A 22,376-nucleotide genomic window follows, 5' to 3' on the forward strand; every position below is an offset into this window, starting at 1 on the left:
TCTCCGCTGCACGACGCAGTAGCAAGTAAGAAGATGCGGTGGAGATAGCAGAAGATAGGCCGATGTTAGTTGAAAATTCGGCGAAATCTGAAGCCAATATGCGGGAGTAGCTCAGTTGGTAGAGCGCAACCTTGCCAAGGTTGAGGTCGCGAGTTCGAGACTCGTCTCCCGCTCCAGAATTTCAGGTGCGGCGTTTTTGCAGTAACGAAAAACGAAGTGCCGAAGCAGTAAAAGTCGCAGTAAAGCAGGATATTTGCGGGAGTAGCTCAGTTGGTAGAGCGCAACCTTGCCAAGGTTGAGGTCGCGAGTTCGAGACTCGTCTCCCGCTCCAAATGCCAAGGGGAAGCAGCGCTTCCCTTTTTGTTTGGCAGGTTTTGGTCAGCGTATCAAGCCATCAAACAAATCTGTCCGGTCGTTGCGAGCGTAAGCAGTTTCGCACCCCGGTCAGTCCGCTTCTGGCGCGATAGCAAAGCGGTTATGCAGCGGCCTGCAAAGCCGTGTAGGCCGGTTCGACTCCGGCTCGCGCCTCCAAGTAGTACAAAGAAAAGCCCTGATTTTTCAGGGCTTTTCTTTTTCCCTCACCATTTCCATCGATGGAAATGCGTCCTGTAAAGTGGTAAAAAGCCCTCTGTAACCACTCTGAAAACACGCTCAACCACGCGTCGAACGGCTCATTGGCCGTCGAGGCGAGTTGCGGATACGGGGCTATGTCGACAAAAAGAAAGCGTCCGTCCGGGACGTGGGAATACATCATTCGGCGCAAGGGCGTCCTGCCAAAGCCACTTTCTCTGACCTTCCAGACCGAAGAAGAAGGCGATCAATACGTCGCCCGCCTTGAGCAACTTCTCGACGCGGGGATCTTGCCCGAAGATCTCGTTGCGCAAAAAGACCAGATCGTGACAGTGGAGGACGCGATACGTGCTTACATGCGCAAGGTGTCTTTGCCTGCGTCTGATCTCGATCTTCTCAACACGATGATCGGTAGATGGAAGGGCGAGCCTCTAACAAAGGTCAACTTCCAGTGGGCAGATGCTTGGGTGACAAGCATGAAGCGAGCGGACAATCTCGCGCCGTCGACGATACGACACAGGGTAGGTGCGTTGGCGAGGTGCTTCGACTGGGTCGTGAAGACTGGGACGCCTGCGCTAGCGGTCAATCCACTGCGGCTGCTCCCTAAACGATATGCAGCCTATACGGAGGAAGACGGTGTCGCAGTGATCTCGCAGGATCTCGCGCCGAAGGAGGATGTGTACCGTGACCGTAGACCTAGCCAGTCTGAAGAGCGAGAGATCCGCCGAATCATAGACGGCGGAAAGCCGAATGGTCGCGAGCGGAGCTTTGAACTTCAATACCAGCCCGCCCTTGCTTTTCTTTTTGAGCTTGCGATTGAATCGGCTATGCGACTGCGAGAGATGTTCACGCTCGAGACGGGGCAATTTGACATCGCCAAACGGACGGCGTTTTTGGATCGCACGAAGAATGGCAGCAAGAGAGCAGTGCCTCTCACGAGCGTAGCGTTGGCCGCGTACGAGCGTTACGTTGATGCCGTGAGCGACCAGTCGGACGATATGCGGGGATTCAGTTTCGAAACCGGCTACCTCTTTCCGTGGGTGCCGGAAGCTTTGCAGAACTCCGCAGGCGGAGCCCAATTACCGCTGCGCAAAGTACTTAACAAGGTGACGTCACGGATGTCCGGCCAGTTTGGGCGCATCTTCGATGCAGCAGGTTGTCCCGATTTGACGTTTCACGATTTGCGTCATGAGGCGACGTCGCGACTCTACGAGCGCACGACGTTAAGTGACATCCAGATAGCCAAAATCACAGGTCATACAGACCCCAAGGTTTTGATGCGCTATGCGAATCTGCGGGGTAGCGATTTAGCGGATCGCCTCTGGTAATATCTGCCGTGTTTCGAGACGCAGTACGAATAAAAAGAAAGCGAGAGATCATGAATACGCCATCAAATCCGCCGCCGGCCGGCGGCACGCAGCCCAACACAACGGCAGGTACGCAAACCCCTGTTAGTGGTCAAAATAGCCCAGGCGCGGCAACATCTTCGCCCGCTGCGGCCGCGAGTTCGCCGTCCACCCCGCCGGCTGCCTCAAGCGCAGTTCAGTCTGCGCCGCCTATGCGTAAGCCAGGGAAGTTGTCCAACGCATTCACCACGGTTTTGCCGCTCTGGATCATCGTAATTACTGTTTGCTTGATTGCTCTTCCGCATAGCATGACAGCGAATTGGTTTGGGCTGGAGAAGGCTCCGAACGCGAACCTTCCGGTGGCGGCGCCTGCGGTACCTGGCACCAGCGGCGCAGCGGCCACGCTCGATGCTAGGTCCGTCTCTGACATCGCTAAGTTCGCGATCGATTCGTCAAAGGATCGCGCTGATGCGATGAAGGAGACGTATGACAAGCTGTTCTCTCTGTTTGCTGCGCTTGGTGCACTGCTTGCCTTCCTCGGATTCAAGGGCTTGGATACTTTCATGGTAGCCAAGCAACGCTCTGAGGAGATCGTGCAGACGGCGAACGCCGCAGTTGAGCGGGCGAACGCAGCCTATGAGCGTGCCGAGCGAGCGACGAAGGATCACGAAGAATTCATCAGGGTCCGCTATGCCGCGGACAACAGTGCCGAAATCAACACCGCGCATGGCATCGTGATGCGGGAGATTGCCGAGTTGTACGCGGTGCTTTTCTTGCTACATGACCCCGCTGCGGATATCTCGAAGAATGCGAAGTATCGAGACTATCTTGACCTTGGGCGTCTTTACTTGGACAAGGTCACAGATAAGCCCGAAAACCTGAATGTGAAGGTGGTTTGTCGCGCATTCATCACGCGGGGCAATATCTTGCGCCGGCAGGGGGACTATCAGGGCGCACTCAAGATGGTCCAGATCGTACTTGACAGATACGACGAGAAGGATTTAGCAGCGCTGTTCAATGCCGGCTGTTATTGCTCCCTACTCGCCAAGGCCGAGGAAGATTTAGGGAACAAAAAGCGCTGCCGGGAGCATCGACAAGCCGCACTTGGCTATCTCAAGCGCGCTGTTGAACTTGACCCCAATTTGAAGGAAGACGCAGAGAATGACGAGGACTTCCAATGGCTGAGGACGAGCGACCCCACGCGTTTCAATGAACTAGTGAAATGATCCAAACAAAAAGCCCGCGAATCGCGGGCTTTTTGCTAAGAAACGGCGGAAAACGTGCAGAAATGTCGGCTTATGCCCGGGGACGGATATCTTGGCGGACAGCTTGATTCTTCATAGTTGGCTCCTTGCCTTGCGTGATTAAGAAAAATATGTCAAGAATTCAATAGCTTCGACAGTTTCATCGCACGTTCGTTTCGTGCAAACGGACGATTGTAGCGCGGCAATCGACCCCCGTAAACCGAAAGCATTTTGATCGCCGCACGACCAATGTAGCAACGACAAATTAGCTTTGCAACCCTTGGTTGAACAAGGTTTCTAAAAAAGTCAAGCCTCCAGAACTTCCTCGACTTTATAGCATCTCGTGTGCCTAGGCTTTCTTGTGGCCTATGTCAAGCAGGTATCGCGTCCGGTAGGCTAGGGAGCGCACGCGCCCGGCGTCCAGGGCGCCGTTGGTCCGGTGTCGGAACCTGTCGCGCAATTGCGCGGGCGACCTTCGCGTCTGTTTCTGGTTCGGGAAAACCCTGGAGTCGCGCAGCCGTTTGCTCCTGGATCCGCTTGCGGAGATACGTGACCACGTCGTCCTCGAGGAACACCCACGCTCGCCCGATTTTTGCGCCCCTCAGCTCGCCACTACCGGCGAGCGTCAAGACCTTATTGCGATCCACTTTCAGGAAGTCCGCGCACTCGAGAAGATCGAACGTTCTCATGATGTGATTTCCTGTTGAAGTTCTGTGGCGGCCCTCTGAAAAGCGGCAAGAATCTCCGCGCCCCGAAACCTGTACTTCTGCCGATCCGGGGCAGTGCCGGCTATGCACCAGAATTCATCCATGCGGCCGCGCGAACTCCGCATGAGGAAGTACTCCAGCTCGCCCGCACGCTCGGCCTCTGCCAATGCGGCATCAATGGTTCTCTGAGCAGTGCGTAACGTATTCATGATGCGTCGCTTCGGCAGCGGTCCCGTAGTCTTGAGCAGTGCAACTGCATCGACGCGCAAAGTTGCTTTGGCTCGAACTCGCCGCGTGACACCATTTGTCGTCATCCTCGCGTAGCGGCTCTCACTCATGGTTGCCGCCTATGGGAACGTGGTTACCTCCGTCGGTCAGCAGGTGGACGTTGGCAAACCAAGAATCTTGGACTCGGCGGTGTTTGGTCCACAGCTCGGTGTCAAACGCCTTAAAGGTCGCGCTGACCACGCCGATATAAGGATGATGGAGAACGAATACAGCCCGTTTCCGAACGAGGAAACTAAGTGGGCCATGGCCCGCAACATCGAAGATACGGTCCGCGCAGTGCGGCGTGCGCAAGGAAAGAAGAACCCGGAAGATTTTCCTTGGGGCTCGCCAGAGGAGGAGGCCACGACGGCCGAATTTTTCGACGACGTCATGCGCGCGATTGATCGCATTGGCGAGGTGTATGGGCGCAAGTCCGGCGACGATGAGCCGCACGGCGTCGGCGCTGCAGGGTAGACGGCCGCGCACATAGTCTCGGATCACGCACATCATTGATCCCCATCCTGCTGCGCCACCGCCGACGGGGCGCTTTCTGGCGCCGGTGTAGACTCGTTCTGCTCGACAGGTGCTGCTCCGACAACGGGGGTGTTTGCAGTATCCTGGGCGTGTTTATGCACGTCTGATAAGGACGGCAATCTGTCGGGCCCGGCTTGTTTCGCATCTGCGGCTACGAGGTCGCCATGCCTCTGCCGGAGCAGCGCCACGTCGTCTGCGCCGCAATGGCGAATGACTTGGCGCCACGTGTCGTCGAGCGCGCGGCGGTGCAAGTTGACGAGAGGCCGATTACGCACCTCGGCGTTCCAGCGCTCGGTGGCCCACTTCGCGAGACCGTGGCGGATGCGGTCGCAGTCTGCGCGAGCGTCGTCGCGCTCATTGATGAGGTCGCTCACAATTTCGGTGGGCGACTCATTCCACGCATAGTCGGGGCACATCGACGCGACGCGCTCCAGTAGCGCTTTGCCAATGTTCGCCATGTCGTGGATCGAATGCTGCTCGTCGGGCGTGAAATCCAGATCGTCGGCATTCACGGCTAGTTGCTGCGCTACCGCAGCAAGGGCGACGGGAGCGGCGTAGAGCTTTGTGCCGTACGGGATCTTGCTCAGGTCTGCGCGCGCAACCAGTTCGCGCTCTCCGAACGCCTCCGGGTCGCCATAAGCGGAAACCACTTCGGCAATCGGCGCTTGGTCCGCGTCGGAAAGGCTGGCCGGGCCTGAAAAGCCACGCTCTCGAGCGAGAAGCGCCAAGCCGAACGCCACGCCCGCTGCGAGCGGGTTGCCCTGCTCAATGGCTTGGTGGAGCGTTTCCGAACAGGTCACGAGAGCTTGTGCTGCATTGGGCGTGGCGACGGGGCCTGTGTAGAGCGCGTGGCGGCCAGGTTGCACGTCACCGTGCGCCTTCCACATACGGATTGCGAGGTTGCCGCGGACTTTGTCGCGGACTAGCTCAATATCCGGTACGGGTGTGTGCGTCGCGTCTACCGCAGCGAGAACCGCATTCAAGTACAAAGGCCAGAACCGATCGTCGATGGGTGAGAGTGTGCGATTGATACGAGCAACGGCGGCGCATGCCTGCGCGTGAATGGTTCGGAGTTGTTGGGGGTTCATGATCATCCTCGTGCGATATCGGGGCGCATTGCGCGCTCCAGTTGCATCAGTCCAGTCTCAATCGACAAACGCGCCTGTTCGGCCCATGTGCGCGCGTCCTGCGCTGCTTTGTGCCGGCTATAGCTGCCTACTTCATCGCGCATGAGGTCGAGTAACTCGATGTCGGCGCCAAGCGCGATTGCTTCGACCAGCGAGCGGATCTCGATGCCAAGGGCTTCGATACGCGAGAGGTGGTCACGTCGGGTTTTCGACGTGACTTCGTTCGTCTGGATTGCGGGCGAGAGCCCGCTGCCGTTGACGTTGCCGTCCAAAGGCTGCGCCGGCACGGCGCTAGCGAGCGCGAGCCTCGGGCGTTGTTCGGCGCCTTTCCGCTGACGCGGCAGCGGACGCGGGGTAGAAGAAGCCGCGAGCAGAGTCATTTGAGCCCCGCCGCGTTGCCGGACAGCTTTTCCGTCCAGTCAGGGTCCGGCGCGAGAAAGAGTTTGTCGAGCCACGCATGCACGGTTCGAAGCTCTTTCGCATTGCGGAAGTTCGGATGTTCGAGCGCCCGCGTCAGGTTCTGTACGGCTGCGCGGATGGCTTCGCCGCGCGTCGGATAAGTGGGACCGCCTGGGTGCATCTTGCAGGGGCTATGTGAGACCCCATTGCCTAGCGAAAGGGACGTCGAACAGATCCATTGTTCTTCGGACACTCTCGCCACATAAATCTGTGCGGGTGCTACGCCGAACCTGTTGCCCTTTGGCGCTGAGAGCGTTTCGTGTGAGTAGACGCCGTGCTCATTGGGCATATCGATTGGCCGTAACTTGCTTGCCTTGGCGGGCACTGAGTCGAGCAAATCGGTCAACGGTTGAAGCGCACGATGTACGCCATCGATCGTGCCAGGCGAGAGCTTGCCGAACATCGGATCGTGCAAGACGGATTGCAGCGCCTGCAAAAGTTGCTTTGCCTGCGGATCGCCGATCTTCTTCGGTGTGGACGCCGGGGCTGTATCGGGCTTCACCAGATGCTTCTTCGTCACCTTTGCTTTGCCTGCCGCCTTGGCCTCAGCTGCGCCTTTCTGTAGGCGCTCCAATGCCTTCGCGGCGCCGTTTCTACGGATCTCTTCGATCGCGAGCGTGCCAGCTACCGTGCCTTCGCGGACGAGCTTGTGCAGGGCCGCCGGCGCCGTCTCGAGGAGCGCCACGTCACGGATCGTCTGGTCGGTGATCTGCAGACGTTCGCTGATCGTCTTGTTGTCGATGCCGTGGACATCGCGCAACTCGGCAATCTTCTCGGCGAGCTCGAGCGGCGAAGTACGCTTGCTCTCATTACTCGTCAGGCCCCCGAAAATCAGGTTCACGCGGTTGACCGATTTCGCGTCGATGATCACGACGGGAATCAGACCGACATCGGCGCCGGCATCAATCGCAAAGCCGACTCCGTGGTAGCGGTGCTGACCCTTCCAGACGTAAACGCGGTCTTCGCCGTCGAGCTTGCGCACGTAACAGTGCAGGGGCTGGCTCTTGTCGTAGCCATCCGTCGCAATGAGCTTGCCGAGTCGCTCTGCCCAGGCGATGTCGAGCGGGCGAACGTTGTCGCGCGGATCGTAGTGGATTTGGTCGTACGGCAGCATCCATAGGTCGGCGGATTTGCCGCCGGCCGCTTTCACCGCAGCTTTCGTGTTACCGGTGACGATTGGCTCGTCTATCTGAAGCGGGCTGGTGCGTTTGTCGTTCATGCTGCACCTCCGCGCTTGCTCCCGAAAAAGCTCACCGAACGGTTACGCAAAAACACGCGTGCAAAGCACAGCGCACAGAATGCCGCGACGAGGATCACGGCAGTTTTTCCGGCGGTAATGCCCGCGATCAGCCAGAGGATGGCGTCGATCAAGCCGAAGAGCGCTCCGAGCGTCCGATTCGGCTGTGGCGTGGTGAACAGCCAGACCGTGGCGCAGGTGGCAATGGCGACGAGAAGTGCGAGTGTCATGCGACCTCCGCATGCGCTTGCGCGTGACGGTTCTTCACCTTGGCAATCGTTTCGTCGGCCATCGATGCGGCCTGCGAGCGGCGGTGACGTAATACAGCAGACGCGCAGTCGCCTTCGGATGGGTAGGAGATCTGACGTTGCACGACCGTCGCACCGTCGAGGATCAGATATTCCGTATAGATGCTGTCGGCGAGCGGGCGTCGCGCGACAACATACTGACCGACCACGATGGGCGTTGTGGGGCGCGGTGCCATCGGGTCGTACTTGACGATCGTGCGCAGTCCGATTGTGTCGCGGCGCGTGTCAGGATCGGGTTGCATAAAGGGTTTGATTCGCGGCATGTGGAGTTACTCCGAATCGCCAGCGGCACGGCGCTTGTTGTCGACGAGCTGGCCGCTCGGCGGTATCTCGCGCTGTTTTCTCAGTCCTGCGAGGACGGCGAGGCAAGTGCGCATGGCGGGGTTGGTAAGTGCGTCTGTGGCGGAGCCGGGAAAGCGGCGGAGGCGGTGTTCCCGCACGATCTCTGCATCCGTGACGGGGATTCGCTCGGCCATGTCCGGCTTACCTCTACACGGACACGTGACGACCGAACGGCCGGTACTTCAAAAAGTGTTGCAGGATGCCGCCCGGTGAGGGCGGTGGCGTGCGTGGTGCGGTGGCGATGTAGTGACTGGTCGTAGGTACAGCAGGCATGAGTGCTTGCAGCGCCAGATCTCCGCGGTGCACCGTTACGACGTAGTCGAACTGTGCTTGTACTGTGGCCGGCGCCGCGAGGTCGACGCTGATAACGACCGGATCAGCAATGTGCTCGACAAAAGAGACGTCGATATCGGCGGCAGTCGCCACTGCGATGCACACGAACGCACACTCATTGCCGGTCGAGCGCAAACGGTCTGCGATTGCGACGGCAACAGTCTCTGCGGAATGCGTGCGCTCGGTCGGCTGAACGAGGTTCTGAACAAGGATCTTTCGCATGTCGATCTCTCAGACCATCGACCGGACATGCGCCGCGTTAGCTGCGGCGGGGTCAATCGACGCGGGTTCAGGCGAAAACGCCTGGATGCCGATCACGATCAACGCCACGCAGAAGCAAAAGTGCCAATACGGGGACTGCTCAAAGTTGCTTTGCGGTGCGCTTTCCATGTCGGCTCGCATCTGCTGCTGGAGCCACGTGCGGCGCTCATCCGCATAAATGTCGACTGATTCCATCTGGATCTCCTGCGCGCAACTTGCGCGTGGATGCCAGAATAGCCACTAATGGAATTAATGTAAAGCCAGAAATGGTTATTCACAGGTACGGCGAGACGCCCAAAATGCGGGCGTGGCTACTGTGCGGTCAGCTAAGAGGAGCGTCTTGCGAGGGCTGCGGCAGTCAGCTGTGCCCCGATAGACAGCACGGCGTCGAGCCATGCGATGTCGTTGATGTAGGTGGCGGCAACGAAGCTGATGGTGCTAAGGATTGCGATTGTCGCGGCGCCGCGTTGGTGCGTGCCGTCGCGGAGATGCGACCTTCGGCGGGAATGTTTTGCGGCGTGCGCGTCGAGCGTATTGGCGAGGGAGCGCAATTCGTGGGCGAGGGCGGCGGCCATCTCCGGCTCAATTCCAGCCGCGACATGGCCGATGCTTCCATTGGTATCAATGAAGGCTGCGGCAACTGCTACGGCCGGAGAGTCGGCTTGCGTGAGGCGGGAAGTTACCCTGCTATTTACTAGATCGATGCGTTTTGCATACGCATCGGCAATGTCTGGGGTTGGGGGAGAATCCGGGGCTCGGAATCTATCGAGTCGATGTACGTTTGCGTACGCGCGCGGTGTGTTTGTTCTCGTGTTCACGTTCATGGCTAGTATTCAGCGTGTCATCATTAAGCTCACGCTGAATCGCCTGCACTAGGCGTTCTGTTAGCCCGCGGTTTGCTTCGCGTACTCCTTCGGTGTTCAGGGTCGTCGAGGGCGCTTCGTGCTGGTGCCGCGCCGCGAGGAACGCGACGAAATCGGAAACCTGCTTCTTTTCCTCTTCTGAGAGGTGGGTGTAGGTCTGCTGCCACTCCGGAGTGATTCCGCGTGCGTGGTCGACGTTCTCATCAAGAAGCGCAGCAACATCGACCTTGAAGGCCTCGGCTAAGGCTTCCACTTGGGAGAGCTGGGCATAGACTTCCCCCCGCAAGAGTCGACCGACAGTGCTCTGGGCGATGCCAGCGCGCTGTGCGACCTTAATCTGCGTATCCAATATTTCACTGTGGTCCATTAAGCGTCGAAGGTTCTTGGCCAGGATCGCTTTCGTATTTTGTCGGCTCATGGCAGCGAGCGTGCCACTAATGGATAGCCACTTGCGGGTATCTGCAAGGTCTCTTAGTTTGCAAAAATAACCATTTGTGGCTAATATGGCGCTGTTCATTTCAAGGGGCTCCGTATGGAAAACCACAGCGACACGCTGCTGGATCGGGTGTTGGCCCGGCTAAGCCGTGAGAAGGGCAATTTACGGGCCATCGCGAGCAAAGCTGGTGTGCCGTACTCAACGCTTACGAAGATCAGCGCGCGCAGCGTCACTGACCCTCGGTTCTCGACTGTTCAAGCGCTTCACGACTATTTCGAATCACATCCCGACGCTGCCGACTCCGGTGTTTCCGGACGTGTTCATTGATGTGCATTCGCGTAATGCGATTTCTCGCACCCAGCAGCCGAAGCGCGCGAGTTTGAATCGTAGGTCGCGAGGCGTCGTGCAAACAGCATGAAACAACAGGTCCACCAAGAGAACGAGGCAAGCATGACCTGCAGATACAGCAACACGGATTGGCTTGACGTTCTGTACACGTCGATTCGCGGTACGCCCGGCGGACTGCCCGAAGCGGCAGCGTTCCTGACGAATCGCCGGGGCCGCAACATCACCACAGAGAGCCTTCGTCTGCGTTTGCGCGGGCAGGGCGAGAATCGCCTCTCCATGGAGATGTTCGAACTGCTGCTCGAGTGGATGGAGGAGCGCCGTCAGCCTCAGTACCGCGACGCATTGATTGCGCTTAACGAGCGGTTCAATCTCAGCGTAGTGCCAAACGATATCGTGCAAGTGGGTAGCACGCCGCACGATATCGCCATGCAGACATTCGATCTCGCACAGCACGCCGGCATCGTCGCCGAGTGCGTGCGCGAGGCGCTCGAAGATCGCATCGTCACGCCAGCGGAAGCCGACAATATCATCGGTGCGGCGAGAGACAGCAAGCGCCTGCTGGACCGCATCATTGCGACCGTGCGTCGCGTCAGCGCCAAGCCTGCGCGCTAAACATGGCGTGCTGCAATCCGCAACGTGTGAAGGCCGAACTGCATTGCGACATCGGGCAGCAGCTGGTCTGCGCCGAGTCGCGTCTTAGGTGGCACGCGGAGTACAAGCCGGAGGCGGTGCCTCGCCTTCTCGTGCAGGCAATCTCTGGTTTCCCTGATCACCTTACCCATTTGCGCGTCGTCGCCCAGCGCGTTGATGCGCTCGAGCATTTTGTCGATTGCGTTGCACGTCAATGCGCGCAACTCCCGACCAAAACGGACCGCCGCGAATTTCGTGCTCGTCTCGAGCCGGAAATGAGCGTCGCTGAACTCGAGCATTTCGACCGCGTGCTCGGGGCCGAATGGCACCACCTGCGCGGGCGCACGCCGGAGAGCAACAAGTGACTTTGAACGGATACAGCACCGCCCTGCGACGCAGTTACTCCCTGAAAACGCGTTCGCCTCTCGGCACGCACAGCTATGCCGCCGGACGCGCCTGTTGGCGCAGTCATGCCTGCGCGAGTGCACGTAAGCGCCTCAGCGCACTCTGCGCGCGTGGTGCGGATCACCGCCTCGTTCCCGTTCGTGGTCGCTCGTAGACGTGCCACGCATCGCAAAGTGACTTTGGCGTACCCACCTCGCGGTGAATACGCGGTATCCCTGTGCTCCTTGTGTACTGCGCGACTTGTGCGCAGTGGGGGCGCTCAACCCAAAAGGGGCAATTGACCGATGGCGACACTCGACCAGATCCGTGCGCAATTGATAGCAGCGGATCATCCTGAGCTTCCTGCGGGCCATCCGCACATCCGGGAGGATGGAAGACCGGTGCGATACGGTCCTGGAAAGAAGTACTGGTACTCGATTCACGCAGTTGAGAAAGACGGTCAGATCATCGGCTATATCGGCGCGTTCGGATGTTGGGCGGGCAATGACAGTGGCGCGCAAAAATTCCAGTGGCAAGGCAAAGCTCTTGCGGCCGAAGATCTGGCAGCGGCCAAGGCCCGTCAGGAGAGTGTCGCTGTCGAGGAAGAGCGCAAGCGCCAACATACCGCCAAGCTCGCCGCAAACCGGGCGCGTGACCAGTGGCAGCGCGCGCAGGACGAGGGAGCGTCAGCGTATCTGGAGCGAAAGCAGATCACGCCCGAGGGCGCGCGCTTCGCAACTGACGGTGACGTGCTCGTGCCGATGTTTCGTTACGACGACGGTTACCGGCTCGTCGGCTTGCAGAAGATCACGCCTACGGGCGCGAAGCGCTTCAACAAGGGTATGGAAAAGAAGGGGGCGCTGTTCCTCCTAGGCGACCTGAGCGCGGAGAGCAAGGTCGTTCAGATCGCCGAAGGCTATGCGACGGCCCGGTCGATCCGTATGGCTACCGAAGGTGCTGTGCCGGTCGTGGTGTGCTTCGATGCCGGCGGCATCATGGACGCGGCGTGCTACCTGCGCGCGACGTATCCGGAAGTCCACGTCATGGTTTGCGCGGACGATGACTGGATGATCGAGCGGCGTCTGTACGATCACCTTGCCGACGAGTTTGGTTACAGAGATGCGTTCGAGATTGGCGGCGAGCCCATCCTCGTCCAGGCACGCAAGACGTGGTATCGAGTGCGGGCCGCGCGCGAGACTAGCGCACATGGCGTCGAATCGATCGTGCTGACGTTTGGCAATGACGTGATGCCTGAGCGCGCGCGTCGCTTCGAGAATGCTGGTCTGAAATACGCGTTCGAGGCTGTCGTGACCATCGGCAACGCGAGCGTAGTGTTTCCGCGTTTTACGGGCCGGGGCGAGCGCAAACTGACCGACTTCAATGATCTGCACGTTGAAGAGGGCTTGCACGTCGTCAAGTCACAGATTACGACTGCGCTGCTGATTGAGATGGCAGCCCCCGGTAGCGATGGCACTCGCAGCCCGCAGCTGGCCGTCGTCGCAGAGGCGGTTGATCCGCTCTATGAACAGGCCGTCGAGTTTGTGTCCAAGTCGCACGCTGCTTCAGCGTCGAAGGTTCAGCGCCATCTGAGAATCGGATACAACCGCGCTGCCCGACTGCTGGAAGCGATGGAGCGGGCGGGCGTCGTTTCGCCGGAGGGCGACAGCGGCAAGCGCTCTGTCTTGCGCCCGGCCGCGACGTCCGCTGGCGCCGGTAACAACGACGGCGGGGGCGACTGGCCCGGTGTCGAAACGGAAAACGGCGCGTACACGTGGGAGCAACGCCTGCGCCGCACGGATCGTTTCGCGCTGAAGCCCGACCTCGATAACGTGGTCGACATTCTCACGCACTCCGACCAGTGGCGTGGTGTGCTTGGCTATGAGGCGTTCTCGCAGAAGGTGCGCAAGCTTGAGCGCCCCCCATACGAGGGCGGCGAAGTCGGGGAGTGGATCGAGCACGACGACGTGCTGCTCACGGACTGGTTCGGGCGAACGTGGTCGATCACGCCACGCCGTGACGTGATCTGTGATGCCGTGGCTACCGTCGCGCGACGCAACACCTACCACGTCGTGCTCGACTACCTGCGCGGGCTTGTATGGGACCAGAAGCCGCGCGTGCGCACATGGCTCGTCGACTACCTCGGTGTCCAGGATACGCCGTACGCCCGCGCGGTCGGCTACAAGTGGTTGCTCGGCGCCGTTGGTCGGGTCATGGAGCCGGGCTGCAAGATGGACAACGTACTGATCCTTGAGGGGCCGCAGGATGCTGGCAAGTCGCGCTCAATCAAGATGCTGTTCGGTGAGGAATGGTCGATGGAGGCCAACATCAACCTCAACGACTCGGATGCGGTCGAGGTGCTAGGCGGCAAGTGGGCGATCGAACTGGCCGAACTCGATGCGCTCAACAAATCAGATTCGGCGGCAGCCAAGCGCTGGCTCACGACACAGGCCGATGTCTACCGGCCCAAGTATGCGCGCCGTGCCGTGCGCGTGCCTCGCCAGTTTGTGGTCGTCGGTACGGTGAATCTGGACGCTTACCTGAAGGACGAAACGGGCAACCGGCGTTACTGGCCGGTGCGCGTCATGCCGTGGATCGCGCTTGCTTCGCTGCGCTCCGACCGCGACCAGATCTGGGCTGAGGCGTTCTCGATGTATCAGGAATGGGCCGCGGAGAACGCGGAAGCGGGTGGCGAGTTGCCGACGCCCTGGCAGGTGCTCGGCGACGAAAAACCGATGTTCGAGATCGAGCAGGCTGCGCGCTACGAAGGCGATATGTACGAGTCGCTAATTGCTGAATTCGTTCAGGGTCGTGAGAGCGTGACTATGGAGGATATCGCACTCGACTGCATCAAGCTCGAAACATCGAAGGTCACGAAGGCTGAACAGCGTCGCATTGGCGCCGCAATGAAAGCTCTCGGATGGGAGCGCAAGCGGGAAACGAAGGGCGCACGACGCTGGTATTACGTGCCAGCCCCTGCGCCAGCTTCAACCGGTTCAACTGCTCGCATTCAATCGACTGGAAGTGATGACGATGCACCGCTCTGACTTCGCGCCAGCTGCATCGCGTCGCACGTGCGCCATGTCGCGCCGTTTGGCGCGCCACGGCTACCATTTTGGCGCGCCAAGTGCGAGCGGTTCGCGTCCCGCGTCCCACTCGGCGACGCGCTTTCCGTAGTCCCGTGTGTGCGAGCGCGACGTGCGCGACGTGAGGGTGCGCATGTCGCACGTCGCGCGGGCACTCACACATTTTCTTTTCATCGATATTGAAGTGGGACGAAGGACGGATAGGGGGTTATGGTGATTGTCGACCTGAAAGAGCAAGCCGGGATTGCGATGAATGCACGCGGTCAGCTATCGGAGCCGATTGCCGACCCCAAAGTTACTTTGGGTGCGCTCGCATTCGCAAACGAACTCGGTCGCCTGTTGTGGCGAATGAAATACGGGCAGGACGTTCGGCGCTCGGGCCTGCATCGCGCTACGTTGCTTCTCGCAAAGCGCTTGCGTGAACCCGGCCGGTTCGATCGTTCGAAATTTACCGGTGTGACGCGTGCGGCAGAAAAGGCCGCCGCAAAGACGGGCAAAAAGGTCGAGCGACAAATATCGGACATCATCGAGCGATTCGCACGGCAGGCGATCATCGAATGGGTTGCGGACCTTTGCGCCGCGTGTGATGGTCGCGGCGTAACCGGACGTGGTAAGGCGTTGGTGGTGGAGCGTATCGGTTGCCCGACGTGTGGTGGCCAAGGTCGGGTCTGTGTCGACGAATATTCCATCCCGTTTGCAGCGAGCCGTAACGGGCGCGGCCCGATGATCTTTCGCGAGTACGAGCGCTGTCCGCAATGCCACGGCGCCGGCAATATCGTGGTCGAGATTTCGGCGAAAGGCGCTGGTCGGCAGATCTGCGGTGTATGTGATGGGACCGGTCGTCAGCCGGAGGATCACGCAGCACGCGCACGTGCGCTAGGTGTTCCGATGGCGCAATACCGCTCGCATTGGGAGCCGTACTTTCACGCGGTGCATGCGTTGCTCGATGCACTTGACGGCGCGGCCAATGACACCGTGCGACGGAGAATGCAACGATGAAAACTCTTGCATTTCAAGAAAAACCCTGCTTACAATTCGCGCCATGCATCCTTTACCGTGGCACTGGATGCTGTGAGCCCCGCACACTCGTGGAGCAACCCTCTCCCGGCAGTCGTACAGTATCGCGCGAGCGGCGCGACGAATAACATGCCAACAGCCTGCCGGGAATTGTTCGGCGGGCGCTCGCCCGTACGAGACACGAATATCCGAAGCCCTGAGCGCGAAAGACTCGGGGCTTTTCTATTGGAGCATCGTGATGAGTGACGTACCCGAAGGGGAAGTTGACACCAACGGCGATGAAGATGCGCTGCTGGATTGGGTGGAAGCGCAAGCAGCGGAAAATATGCGGTTCCACGTTGAAAGCTTGGCCGTCATATCGAAGGAAGCGAACACAACGCTAACGGTGTTGCTCGCCGGGGTCGGGGCCGCGTCGGCCTACACGGTGAAGCTATTCGACACCCATGGTGCTGGTTGGCTGCTAGCCGCCACCGTCACATTCGGTGTCTGTCTCTTGCTATTGAGCGCCTGGCTAATTCTGGGCTGTTTGAAGATCGGTGAATTGCCGACGCCGACGAACGAGCCCGAGAATCTGTATCAGCCAGAATATTCGCTGTCTGCGATCCGCGCAGTGGAAATTGCGAATGCACAGACGCGCATACGTCAAGTGGTTCAGCGCAACAACACCACGGCGGACCGGCTTAACCGGATCCGCCTGTTGGCATTGTTGACCCCAGTTATCGCTTCGGTTGTGGCCGGGGTTGTGGCTGCGGTTGGCGCGGAGAATCACGTGTCGGAATGCTCGCCTGGTCGCGGCGTGCCGGCTGCGGCTGTGGGATTGTTGGCTTATCCTGACTCATCGGTTGGTCTCCGTACGGTCTTCGCCGTATCAGGCGAAGCTGGCTGATTGTAGCCTGGACGGCGCGCCGTCCGATAACTCCCAAGCCCTGAGAGCGCGAGCCTCGGGGCTTTTTGCGTTGGGGTGTTGCCATGGCAAGCTCGACATTCAGCGTACGCGTCGACACGAGCAAGTTTGATTCTGCTGTTGACGATCATGTCCGCAATCGCGTGCCGCGCATTATGGCGAAAGCCTTGAACGCTACGGCGCGCGAGGCGCAGGCCGCACTGAAAACTGCGATGCCGCAGTACTTCGACCGACCGACGCCGTGGACGTTGAACAGCACGCGTGTCGTTACTGCATCGCCGACAAAGCTGGTGGCAACGGTCGGCTTCAAGGACGAGGCGTTCAAAGGCACGCCAGCGACGAAATATCTGTTGCCGCAAGTGGAGGGCGGTGGCCGCAACGTGAAGCGCATGGAGTCGGCATTGCGTCGCATCGGCCTTTTGCGCAGCAATGAGTTTGCGGTTCCGGGTCGGGGCGCGACGCTCGATGCCTACGGAAACGTCGCCCGTTCGCAGATCGTCCAGGTGATGTCGTATTTGCAGGCGTTCGGCGAACAGGGCTACCGGGCGAACATGACACAGAAGCGCCGCGATGCATTGGGTCGTGGTCGCAAGGGCTCGCGTGGCTTCAGCTATTTCGCACTGGTGAATCGCGAGGGCAAGCTACCACCTGGCATCTACCTTCGCACGCACTACGGTGCGGACTCGCGCCTTGCGCATTTGCAATACGGTGGCGCGAAGCCGGTCTTTGTCTTCACGCGTGCGCCGCAGTACCGCCCGCGTTTCCCGTTCGAGCAGCTGGTGACAGACAGCGTGAATGCGACGATGTCAATCAATATCGCGGGCGCGTTCCAGCTTGCGTATGGGAGTCAGCGCTAGAGGCGATAGCCGATCAGGATAAGGCCGAGGATGCAAAGCGACGCACTCAGCAGTGCAGAGCTAACGATAACGACGGGCAGCGGGATCATGGTCTGTATGCATTTGAGTTATCCACGAATGGTATTCATTTGGAATCTTTCCGACTGTTAGGGATTGTCAATCTCGATGTAAGAAAGGCAGCGCATGCAAGGCGCCGTTCAGCTCGCACATCGGAATCGGCACTAAAAGCTGCTTCGCGGCGCAATCTGGGTTTTGCGCCATAAAAGTTAAAAGTCGATTTCATCGCGCGGGCTCTGGCGCACGGCTTTGGTGCGCGCCTGCCGCATTCCCGGCGAAGCCCCGCGATGTGTGCGGATTCGTAAGGGTAGGCCCCTATACCCAGCCCGCAATCGCACGGGTCCTTCCGGCGGCCCTGCACGTGGGGGTAATTCGAACCGCGTTGCTCGCACGGTCTCAGGTCTTTTTCAGGGTGGTCACATGGGTGGTCAGGTGGTCATTCGTGGTGGTCAAAGGGTGGTCAGATGGGCGAAATGAGTCAAAGGGGCTTTGCCCGCCACATGGGCGTGGCGCTCAATGCCGTGCAGAAAGCCCTGAAGTCTGGACGCATCGCATTGAACGCCAACGGCAAGATCGACGCCGTCGCGGCCGAATCCGCATGGCGCCGCAACACCGACGAGAGCCGCCGCTCGTTCGCCGACCTTTCGCGTGATACGAAGGCGCTGGAGGCCGATACACCGTTGCCTCCGGCTGACGGCGATGAAGCGTTTCCCGCTGCCGCGTCGACAAACGATCCGCATATGGCCGTGTATCGCGCGGCGCGGGCGGAGCGCGAGACTACGCGGGCGAAGCGCGAGTCCATGGAGCTGGAGCGTGATCTCGGAAACCTGCTCGACCTCGCTGACGCAAACCGCCTCGCTTTCACTGCGTTCCGCACGCTGCGCGATAGCGTCATGAATGTGCCCGTGCGTATAAAGGATCTGCTTGCAGCAGAGAGCGACCCTCATCGGATCGAGTCGATGCTCGAAGACGAACTGGCGCGGGCGCTGTCGTCGATCGACGTCAACAGGCTCATGCACGAAGAAGAAACGGACGAAGACGATGGGAGCGATCGACAGCTTTCTGAAGACGATCGGGGAGGCGATCCGGCCTGACAAACGTATCGGTATCGCTGAGTGGTCTGAGGATCACCGTATCCTGCCCGAGAGCAGCCCCGAGCCGGGGAAGTGGCGAAATTCACGCACGCCGTATCTCGTCGGGATCATGGATGCTCTGTCCGGTCAGGCGAGCACGGTCACGCGATACGACCACGACGATACGCGTCCATTCGATAACAGTTGGGTCACGGTTGTCGGACTGCAGAAAGGGCACCAGCTTGGTGGCTCGGCGCTCGGCGAGAACTTTATCGGGCGCAGCATCACGAGTGCGGCCGGCAACATCCTTGCCGTGTTCGCGACGAAGGACGATGCCGAGAAGTGGGAGCTGGACCGCTTCGAGCCGATGCGGTTATCGACGAAGGCGTTGCGCCGGCGCGTAAAGGACGCCAATCGTAAGGGCAGCGCCAATACGAAACTGCGCAAGCGGTTCCCGGGCGGGATCATGAATCTCGTCAGCGCGACGCGTGCGGGGCGCCTGAAGTCGACCACCGTGCGCTATGTGCTGCTCGAGGAAGTCGACGAGTACGAACTCAACGTCGACGGGCAGGGCAACCCGATCGACCTCGCGAAGAATCGTACAAGCAACTTTGGACGACGCGCGAAGATCTTCGCGAACAGCACGCCGACGATCAAGCGGCGCTCGCAGATCGAGAAGCTATACGAGGCTGGCGATCAGCGCCGCTACTTCGTGCCGTGTCCCGAATGCGGCGTAGCGCAGTATTTCGAGTGGGCGAATTTCAAGCGCGTCGAGTCGGAACCGAACACGATTCTTTGCTATTGCAAAGCGCCGGGTTGCGGCGTCGGCAGCCCGGAGCACGCGTGGAAATCGCAGTATCCGAACGCGTGCTGGATGCCCACGGCGAAGGGCGACGGACGTACGGCGAGTTTCCACCTGAGTGCGTTGTATGCGCCGCTGGGTTGGCGGCCGTGGTCGGAATTGATGTCCGATTACGAGGCGGGCGAAAACGACGTCGAGAAGCGCATCGCCTTTACGAACAACGCGCTTGCGGAATGCTGGGAGGACAAGAGCGCGGAGATGAAGTGGGAGACGATCAAGCGTCGAGCGGAGCCGTACCGGCTGCGCACGATTCCGCTGGGCGTGCTCCTGCTTACGGCTTCCGTCGACACGCAGGGTGATCGTCTCGAGGTTGAGATATCGGGATGGGGGCGTGGCATGCGGAACTGGACGATCGATCACATCGTGATACGGGGTGATCCAGCGACGCCTGAACCGTGGGCCGCGCTCGATCGCATCCTAGACACGCCGATCGAGAACAGCTTCGGCGTGCCGATGCGCATCGAGCTGTGTGCGGTCGACACCGGCGGTAACAGAACGCAGGACGCTTACGACTACTGTCGCACTCGTGCGCATCGCGGCGTGTTCGGCGTCAAGGGCGCTTCGACGAAACATCGTCCGATTGTCGGCAGGCCGTCCGATCAGGACGTGACGAAGAATGGCAAGACGATCAAAAACGGCGTCAAGGTGTGGCCAGTCGGCACGGACACTGCAAAGGATCGGATCTTCGGCACGCTTGCTGCCGATGAAGAGCGCGAGACCGTCGACCGGCGCATGCACTTTTCGGAGGATCTCGAAGACGAGTACTACGAGCAGCTATGCGCCGAGGCGTACAACCCTTCGAAAGATCGATGGGACAAACTGCGCAAGCGCAATGAAGCGCTTGACCTCAAGGTCTACAACTTCGCATGCGCGTATCACCCGAGACTGCGGCTCAACACGTATCAGGATGCGGACTGGACGGCGCTGGAGCTTGTCGTCCAGCCGCGCGTACGCGATCTCTTCTCGCAACCTGTAGACGCCCCTCAGGCGGCTTCTGTCGATGCCGCGCAGCCTCACCCCTCACCGGGCGGGAACGAGCCCGCTGCGGCGGCGGTGGACGTTGCTGAGGCAACCATCGAACAACCTACGGCGCAGCCGCAGAGGCCAGCGGCCGATGCATGGTTGCCGCGCCGGGACAACTGGCTAAGGCGATAGCTATGGCATTTACACAGCAGGACCTCAACGCCGTCGAGCGCGCAATCGCGAGCGGCACGCTCACGGTCGAATACAGCGGGAAAAAAGTAACTTTCCGGCAGGTGAGCGAGCTTCTCGCAGCGCGCGACACGATCAAGACCGATCTGGCCGCGCAGAATCCTACGGCGCGGCCACGATCGAGCATCGCGATCATGGAGCGCTTTTGATGAAACGGAATCTGCTCGACAGGCTGGTCGAGGCGATCTCGCCGGAGGCCGGCGCCCGCCGTATGCGAGCGCGCATGATGCTCGATCTGGCGCGTGGTTTCGACGGCGCGAAGCGGGGGCCGCGCGCGATTGGGTGGAAGGCAACAGGCACGAGCGCGAATGCTGAGCTGGGTCCTGCGCTCGCGACCTTGCGCAACCGTTCGCGGGACCTGATTCGTAACAATCCATACCTCTCGCACGCGCTCAACGTGAAGGTGGCGAACCTCGTCGGAACCGGCATCCGCGCGAAGTTCAAAGATAAGGCCCTGCAATCGTTGTGGAAGCAATGGGTGAGGGAATGCGATTCCGGAGGGCTGCTCGACTTCTACGGCATCCAGGCGCAGACCTATCGAGCAATGGATGAGTCGGGCGAGTGCTTCATCCGCTTTCGTTCCCGGCTACCTCAAGACGGACTGAGCGTGCCGTTGCAGTTGCAGGTACTGGAGTCTGACTTTCTCGACAGCACGAAGACCGGCCCTGTTCCCGGCGGCTTTGTGATCCTCGGCGTGCAGTTCAACATGATCGGCCAGCGTACGGGTTACTGGTTCTTCGACCAGCACCCCGGCGAGATCGCGACGGTGCCGCGCAACATGGTCAGCAGCTTCGTGCCGGCCGCCGACGTGATCCACCTGTTCGACGCCATCAAGCGACCCGGCTCTGTTCGGGGCCTGCCGGAGTTCGCCACGACGATCTGGAAAGCGCGCGATCTCGACGAGTATCAGGATGCGGAGCTGATCCGTAAGAAGATCGAGGCGTGCTTTGCGGCTTTCGTCACGACAAGCGACGACTCTTTCCAGGCGGGGCGTCCGGTATCGACTGGAGCGGTGAACGGTCCGCGCGTCGAATCGCTATCGCCGGGGCTCGTGGAGTATCTCAGGCAGGGCGAGACAGTCAGCTTTGCCGCGCCTGCTGCGAGCGACGGCTACAAGGATCACGTTTCGATCGAGTTGCAGGCACTTGCGGCGGGCACCAACACGACGTACGAGCAACTGACGGGCGACTATTCGCGCGTGAATTTCACTAGCGGGCGCATGGGCAAGATGGAATTCAAGCGGATCATGGAGCAGCGGCAGTGGCTTCTGGTGATTCCCATGCTTTGCGAGCGGGTGGCCGCCCGATTCGTAACGACGGCTTATCTGGCGGGTCACACGCCTAAGCCCGTAGCCGACGTGAGCTGGACGCCCGAGCGCATCGAGTTTATCGACCCGGTGCGTGAAGCCAACGGATTGATCTCGCTCATTGAAGCGCATCTCAAGAGTCGCAGGCAGGGCATTCGGGAGCTTGGTGAGGATCCGGACGAAGTCGATAGCGAGATCGAGGCGGATCCGTTCAAGAAGGACGCCACGAATTTTAAGACGACTGTGAACTAGGGGTGATTCGACGATGCTCACTGGAAACACACGCTATCGGCTCGGGTGGCGAAAGAAGATCGTCCTTCAGGCGGAGTACTGGTATTGGCCGCCATTGCCGGTGCCTGGACGGGGCTTCTTGCCCATTGGCGGCCGGCAGTATCTCCGCGCATGGCGAGACGCGACGTTCGCCGACGTGGTCGCGATTGAGCGGGGTGAGGTGCAGCGCGATCGGCCCGAAACATTGGACCGCCTGCCGCCGCCGCCGAAGCGTAATCCGGGCGACAAGCCTGTGTAATCCCTCAGCCTCAGCCGATGGCCTATCCGTGACAGCCTTGATAGGTCAGCAGCACAACACATAACACGCCCGCACCTGCG

The 22,376-nt window shown here is 60.0% G+C and carries 26 protein-coding genes and 3 tRNA genes; 18 read left to right on the forward strand and 11 right to left on the reverse strand.

The window, feature by feature from the left end:
- Positions 1-100: 100 nt before the first annotated feature.
- From ACOJB8_RS11080 to ACOJB8_RS11100, 5 genes are all read left to right on the forward strand, one after another.
- Positions 101-176, forward strand: a tRNA-Gly gene (locus tag ACOJB8_RS11080).
- Between the two features lie 79 nt (positions 177-255).
- Positions 256-331, forward strand: a tRNA-Gly gene (locus ACOJB8_RS11085).
- 126 nt (positions 332-457) lie between these two features.
- Positions 458-531, forward strand: a tRNA-Cys gene (locus ACOJB8_RS11090).
- 176 nt (positions 532-707) lie between these two features.
- On the forward strand, positions 708-1,898 hold the full coding sequence (locus tag ACOJB8_RS11095) for a site-specific integrase (RefSeq protein ID WP_475012523.1): 1,191 nt from the start codon (positions 708-710) through the stop codon (positions 1,896-1,898).
- A gap of 50 nt (positions 1,899-1,948) precedes the next feature.
- On the forward strand, positions 1,949-3,142 hold the full coding sequence (locus tag ACOJB8_RS11100) for a tetratricopeptide repeat protein (protein ID WP_475012525.1): 1,194 nt from the start codon (positions 1,949-1,951) through the stop codon (positions 3,140-3,142).
- Between the two features lie 389 nt (positions 3,143-3,531).
- Here ACOJB8_RS11100 and ACOJB8_RS11105 read toward each other — a convergent pair whose 3' ends face one another.
- Together ACOJB8_RS11105 and ACOJB8_RS11110 are read right to left on the reverse strand one after the other, a co-directional pair.
- A complete protein-coding gene (locus tag ACOJB8_RS11105; protein ID WP_475012526.1) occupies positions 3,532-3,849 on the reverse strand; it encodes a helix-turn-helix domain-containing protein in 318 nt (105 codons plus the stop codon).
- Positions 3,846-4,205, reverse strand: coding sequence for a hypothetical protein (locus tag ACOJB8_RS11110; protein WP_475012528.1), 360 nt, complete (start codon positions 4,203-4,205; stop codon positions 3,846-3,848). Before ACOJB8_RS11110 ends, ACOJB8_RS11105 begins: the two co-directional genes overlap by 4 nt.
- Here ACOJB8_RS11110 and ACOJB8_RS11115 point away from each other — a divergent pair.
- Positions 4,204-4,608, forward strand: a complete 405-nt coding sequence (locus ACOJB8_RS11115) for a hypothetical protein (RefSeq protein WP_475012529.1) — start codon at positions 4,204-4,206, stop codon at positions 4,606-4,608. The genes ACOJB8_RS11110 and ACOJB8_RS11115 overlap by 2 nt on opposite strands.
- Positions 4,609-4,640: 32 nt before the next feature.
- Here the strand turns inward: ACOJB8_RS11115 and ACOJB8_RS11120 are convergent, their stop codons facing one another.
- The 9 genes from ACOJB8_RS11120 to ACOJB8_RS11160 form a co-directional block, all read right to left on the reverse strand.
- Entirely contained in the window at positions 4,641-5,756 is a 1,116-nt protein-coding gene (locus tag ACOJB8_RS11120) for a hypothetical protein (RefSeq protein ID WP_475012531.1), read from the reverse strand.
- 2 nt (positions 5,757-5,758) lie between these two features.
- On the reverse strand, positions 5,759-6,175 hold the full coding sequence (locus tag ACOJB8_RS11125; RefSeq protein WP_475012532.1) for a hypothetical protein: 417 nt from the start codon (positions 6,173-6,175) through the stop codon (positions 5,759-5,761).
- Positions 6,172-7,473 carry a pyridoxal phosphate biosynthetic protein PdxJ gene (locus ACOJB8_RS11130; RefSeq protein ID WP_475012533.1) on the reverse strand — a complete coding sequence of 434 codons (1,302 nt, stop codon included), beginning with the start codon at positions 7,471-7,473 and terminating at the stop codon, positions 6,172-6,174. The genes ACOJB8_RS11125 and ACOJB8_RS11130 overlap by 4 nt, the downstream gene beginning before the upstream one ends.
- A complete protein-coding gene (locus tag ACOJB8_RS11135) occupies positions 7,470-7,721 on the reverse strand; it encodes a hypothetical protein (RefSeq protein WP_475012535.1) in 252 nt (83 codons plus the stop codon). Before ACOJB8_RS11135 ends, ACOJB8_RS11130 begins: the two co-directional genes overlap by 4 nt.
- Positions 7,718-8,041, reverse strand: a complete 324-nt coding sequence (locus ACOJB8_RS11140; protein WP_475012536.1) for a beta-hexosaminidase — start codon at positions 8,039-8,041, stop codon at positions 7,718-7,720. Before ACOJB8_RS11140 ends, ACOJB8_RS11135 begins: the two co-directional genes overlap by 4 nt.
- A 247-nt stretch (positions 8,042-8,288) precedes the next feature.
- Positions 8,289-8,696 (reverse strand): hypothetical protein, encoded by a 408-nt coding sequence (locus tag ACOJB8_RS11145; RefSeq protein ID WP_475012539.1) that lies wholly within the window; start codon positions 8,694-8,696, stop codon positions 8,289-8,291.
- A gap of 9 nt (positions 8,697-8,705) precedes the next feature.
- Positions 8,706-8,930 (reverse strand): hypothetical protein, encoded by a 225-nt coding sequence (locus tag ACOJB8_RS11150; RefSeq protein WP_475012541.1) that lies wholly within the window; start codon positions 8,928-8,930, stop codon positions 8,706-8,708.
- 131 nt (positions 8,931-9,061) lie between these two features.
- On the reverse strand, positions 9,062-9,310 hold the full coding sequence (locus ACOJB8_RS11155; protein WP_475012542.1) for a hypothetical protein: 249 nt from the start codon (positions 9,308-9,310) through the stop codon (positions 9,062-9,064).
- Positions 9,311-9,497: 187 nt separating this feature from the next.
- Positions 9,498-10,115, reverse strand: a complete 618-nt coding sequence (locus tag ACOJB8_RS11160; protein ID WP_475012544.1) for a helix-turn-helix domain-containing protein — start codon at positions 10,113-10,115, stop codon at positions 9,498-9,500.
- 15 nt (positions 10,116-10,130) lie between these two features.
- Between ACOJB8_RS11160 and ACOJB8_RS11165 the strand changes: the two genes are divergently transcribed.
- The 12 genes from ACOJB8_RS11165 to ACOJB8_RS11220 all read left to right on the forward strand — a co-directional run bounded on the left by ACOJB8_RS11165 (position 10,131) and on the right by ACOJB8_RS11220 (position 22,296).
- On the forward strand, positions 10,131-10,361 hold the full coding sequence (locus tag ACOJB8_RS11165; protein WP_475012546.1) for a hypothetical protein: 231 nt from the start codon (positions 10,131-10,133) through the stop codon (positions 10,359-10,361).
- A gap of 87 nt (positions 10,362-10,448) precedes the next feature.
- Positions 10,449-10,994 carry a phage regulatory CII family protein gene (locus ACOJB8_RS11170; protein ID WP_475012548.1) on the forward strand — a complete coding sequence of 182 codons (546 nt, stop codon included), beginning with the start codon at positions 10,449-10,451 and terminating at the stop codon, positions 10,992-10,994.
- A 26-nt stretch (positions 10,995-11,020) separates the two neighbouring features.
- Complete coding sequence (locus ACOJB8_RS11175; RefSeq protein WP_475012549.1) at positions 11,021-11,377, forward strand: hypothetical protein; 357 nt, start codon at positions 11,021-11,023, stop codon at positions 11,375-11,377.
- 324 nt (positions 11,378-11,701) lie between these two features.
- Positions 11,702-14,440: a VapE domain-containing protein gene (locus ACOJB8_RS11180; RefSeq protein ID WP_475012550.1), complete on the forward strand. Its 2,739-nt coding sequence runs from the start codon at positions 11,702-11,704 to the stop codon at positions 14,438-14,440.
- A gap of 249 nt (positions 14,441-14,689) precedes the next feature.
- Complete coding sequence (locus ACOJB8_RS11185; RefSeq protein WP_475012552.1) at positions 14,690-15,478, forward strand: DnaJ-like cysteine-rich domain-containing protein; 789 nt, start codon at positions 14,690-14,692, stop codon at positions 15,476-15,478.
- Positions 15,479-15,734: 256 nt separating this feature from the next.
- Positions 15,735-16,382: a hypothetical protein gene (locus ACOJB8_RS11190; RefSeq protein ID WP_475012554.1), complete on the forward strand. Its 648-nt coding sequence runs from the start codon at positions 15,735-15,737 to the stop codon at positions 16,380-16,382.
- A 185-nt stretch (positions 16,383-16,567) separates the two neighbouring features.
- Entirely contained in the window at positions 16,568-17,257 is a 690-nt protein-coding gene (locus tag ACOJB8_RS11195) for a hypothetical protein (RefSeq protein ID WP_475012555.1), read from the forward strand.
- A 557-nt stretch (positions 17,258-17,814) separates the two neighbouring features.
- Complete coding sequence (locus ACOJB8_RS11200) at positions 17,815-18,408, forward strand: hypothetical protein (RefSeq protein WP_475012557.1); 594 nt, start codon at positions 17,815-17,817, stop codon at positions 18,406-18,408.
- Positions 18,356-20,404: a phage terminase large subunit family protein gene (locus tag ACOJB8_RS11205; protein ID WP_475012559.1), complete on the forward strand. Its 2,049-nt coding sequence runs from the start codon at positions 18,356-18,358 to the stop codon at positions 20,402-20,404. Before ACOJB8_RS11200 ends, ACOJB8_RS11205 begins: the two co-directional genes overlap by 53 nt.
- A gap of 2 nt (positions 20,405-20,406) precedes the next feature.
- On the forward strand, positions 20,407-20,610 hold the full coding sequence (locus tag ACOJB8_RS11210) for a phage head-tail joining protein (RefSeq protein ID WP_475012560.1): 204 nt from the start codon (positions 20,407-20,409) through the stop codon (positions 20,608-20,610).
- A 74-nt stretch (positions 20,611-20,684) separates the two neighbouring features.
- Complete coding sequence (locus ACOJB8_RS11215; protein WP_475012562.1) at positions 20,685-22,019, forward strand: phage portal protein; 1,335 nt, start codon at positions 20,685-20,687, stop codon at positions 22,017-22,019.
- A 13-nt stretch (positions 22,020-22,032) separates the two neighbouring features.
- Positions 22,033-22,296 carry a hypothetical protein gene (locus tag ACOJB8_RS11220; RefSeq protein ID WP_475012564.1) on the forward strand — a complete coding sequence of 88 codons (264 nt, stop codon included), beginning with the start codon at positions 22,033-22,035 and terminating at the stop codon, positions 22,294-22,296.
- Positions 22,297-22,376 lie beyond the last annotated feature (80 nt).

The organism is Paraburkholderia sp. BR10141 (genome assembly GCF_056155635.1).

What these genes read in the sequence shown, in the direction of transcription:
- ACOJB8_RS11100 (WP_475012525.1), top strand. Translation starts at nt 1,949, where the DNA reads ATGAATACGCCATCAAATCCGCCGCCGGCCGGCGGCACGCAGCCCAAC.
- ACOJB8_RS11110 (WP_475012528.1), bottom strand. Translation starts at nt 4,205, where the DNA reads ATGAGTGAGAGCCGCTACGCGAGGATGACGACAAATGGTGTCACGCGG.
- ACOJB8_RS11180 (WP_475012550.1), top strand. Translation starts at nt 11,702, where the DNA reads ATGGCGACACTCGACCAGATCCGTGCGCAATTGATAGCAGCGGATCAT.
- ACOJB8_RS11095 (WP_475012523.1), top strand. Translation starts at nt 708, where the DNA reads ATGTCGACAAAAAGAAAGCGTCCGTCCGGGACGTGGGAATACATCATT.
- ACOJB8_RS11205 (WP_475012559.1), top strand. Translation starts at nt 18,356, where the DNA reads ATGGGAGCGATCGACAGCTTTCTGAAGACGATCGGGGAGGCGATCCGG.
- ACOJB8_RS11145 (WP_475012539.1), bottom strand. Translation starts at nt 8,696, where the DNA reads ATGCGAAAGATCCTTGTTCAGAACCTCGTTCAGCCGACCGAGCGCACG.
- ACOJB8_RS11105 (WP_475012526.1), bottom strand. Translation starts at nt 3,849, where the DNA reads ATGAGAACGTTCGATCTTCTCGAGTGCGCGGACTTCCTGAAAGTGGAT.
- ACOJB8_RS11115 (WP_475012529.1), top strand. Translation starts at nt 4,204, where the DNA reads ATGGTTGCCGCCTATGGGAACGTGGTTACCTCCGTCGGTCAGCAGGTG.
- ACOJB8_RS11120 (WP_475012531.1), bottom strand. Translation starts at nt 5,756, where the DNA reads ATGAACCCCCAACAACTCCGAACCATTCACGCGCAGGCATGCGCCGCC.
- ACOJB8_RS11210 (WP_475012560.1), top strand. Translation starts at nt 20,407, where the DNA reads ATGGCATTTACACAGCAGGACCTCAACGCCGTCGAGCGCGCAATCGCG.
- ACOJB8_RS11150 (WP_475012541.1), bottom strand. Translation starts at nt 8,930, where the DNA reads ATGGAATCAGTCGACATTTATGCGGATGAGCGCCGCACGTGGCTCCAG.
- ACOJB8_RS11185 (WP_475012552.1), top strand. Translation starts at nt 14,690, where the DNA reads ATGGTGATTGTCGACCTGAAAGAGCAAGCCGGGATTGCGATGAATGCA.
- ACOJB8_RS11140 (WP_475012536.1), bottom strand. Translation starts at nt 8,041, where the DNA reads ATGCAACCCGATCCTGACACGCGCCGCGACACAATCGGACTGCGCACG.
- ACOJB8_RS11160 (WP_475012544.1), bottom strand. Translation starts at nt 10,115, where the DNA reads ATGAACAGCGCCATATTAGCCACAAATGGTTATTTTTGCAAACTAAGA.
- ACOJB8_RS11155 (WP_475012542.1), bottom strand. Translation starts at nt 9,310, where the DNA reads ATGGCCGCCGCCCTCGCCCACGAATTGCGCTCCCTCGCCAATACGCTC.
- ACOJB8_RS11215 (WP_475012562.1), top strand. Translation starts at nt 20,685, where the DNA reads ATGATGCTCGATCTGGCGCGTGGTTTCGACGGCGCGAAGCGGGGGCCG.
- ACOJB8_RS11200 (WP_475012557.1), top strand. Translation starts at nt 17,815, where the DNA reads ATGGGCGTGGCGCTCAATGCCGTGCAGAAAGCCCTGAAGTCTGGACGC.
- ACOJB8_RS11130 (WP_475012533.1), bottom strand. Translation starts at nt 7,473, where the DNA reads ATGAACGACAAACGCACCAGCCCGCTTCAGATAGACGAGCCAATCGTC.
- ACOJB8_RS11125 (WP_475012532.1), bottom strand. Translation starts at nt 6,175, where the DNA reads ATGACTCTGCTCGCGGCTTCTTCTACCCCGCGTCCGCTGCCGCGTCAG.
- ACOJB8_RS11165 (WP_475012546.1), top strand. Translation starts at nt 10,131, where the DNA reads ATGGAAAACCACAGCGACACGCTGCTGGATCGGGTGTTGGCCCGGCTA.
- ACOJB8_RS11190 (WP_475012554.1), top strand. Translation starts at nt 15,735, where the DNA reads ATGAGTGACGTACCCGAAGGGGAAGTTGACACCAACGGCGATGAAGAT.
- ACOJB8_RS11135 (WP_475012535.1), bottom strand. Translation starts at nt 7,721, where the DNA reads ATGACACTCGCACTTCTCGTCGCCATTGCCACCTGCGCCACGGTCTGG.
- ACOJB8_RS11220 (WP_475012564.1), top strand. Translation starts at nt 22,033, where the DNA reads ATGCTCACTGGAAACACACGCTATCGGCTCGGGTGGCGAAAGAAGATC.
- ACOJB8_RS11170 (WP_475012548.1), top strand. Translation starts at nt 10,449, where the DNA reads ATGAAACAACAGGTCCACCAAGAGAACGAGGCAAGCATGACCTGCAGA.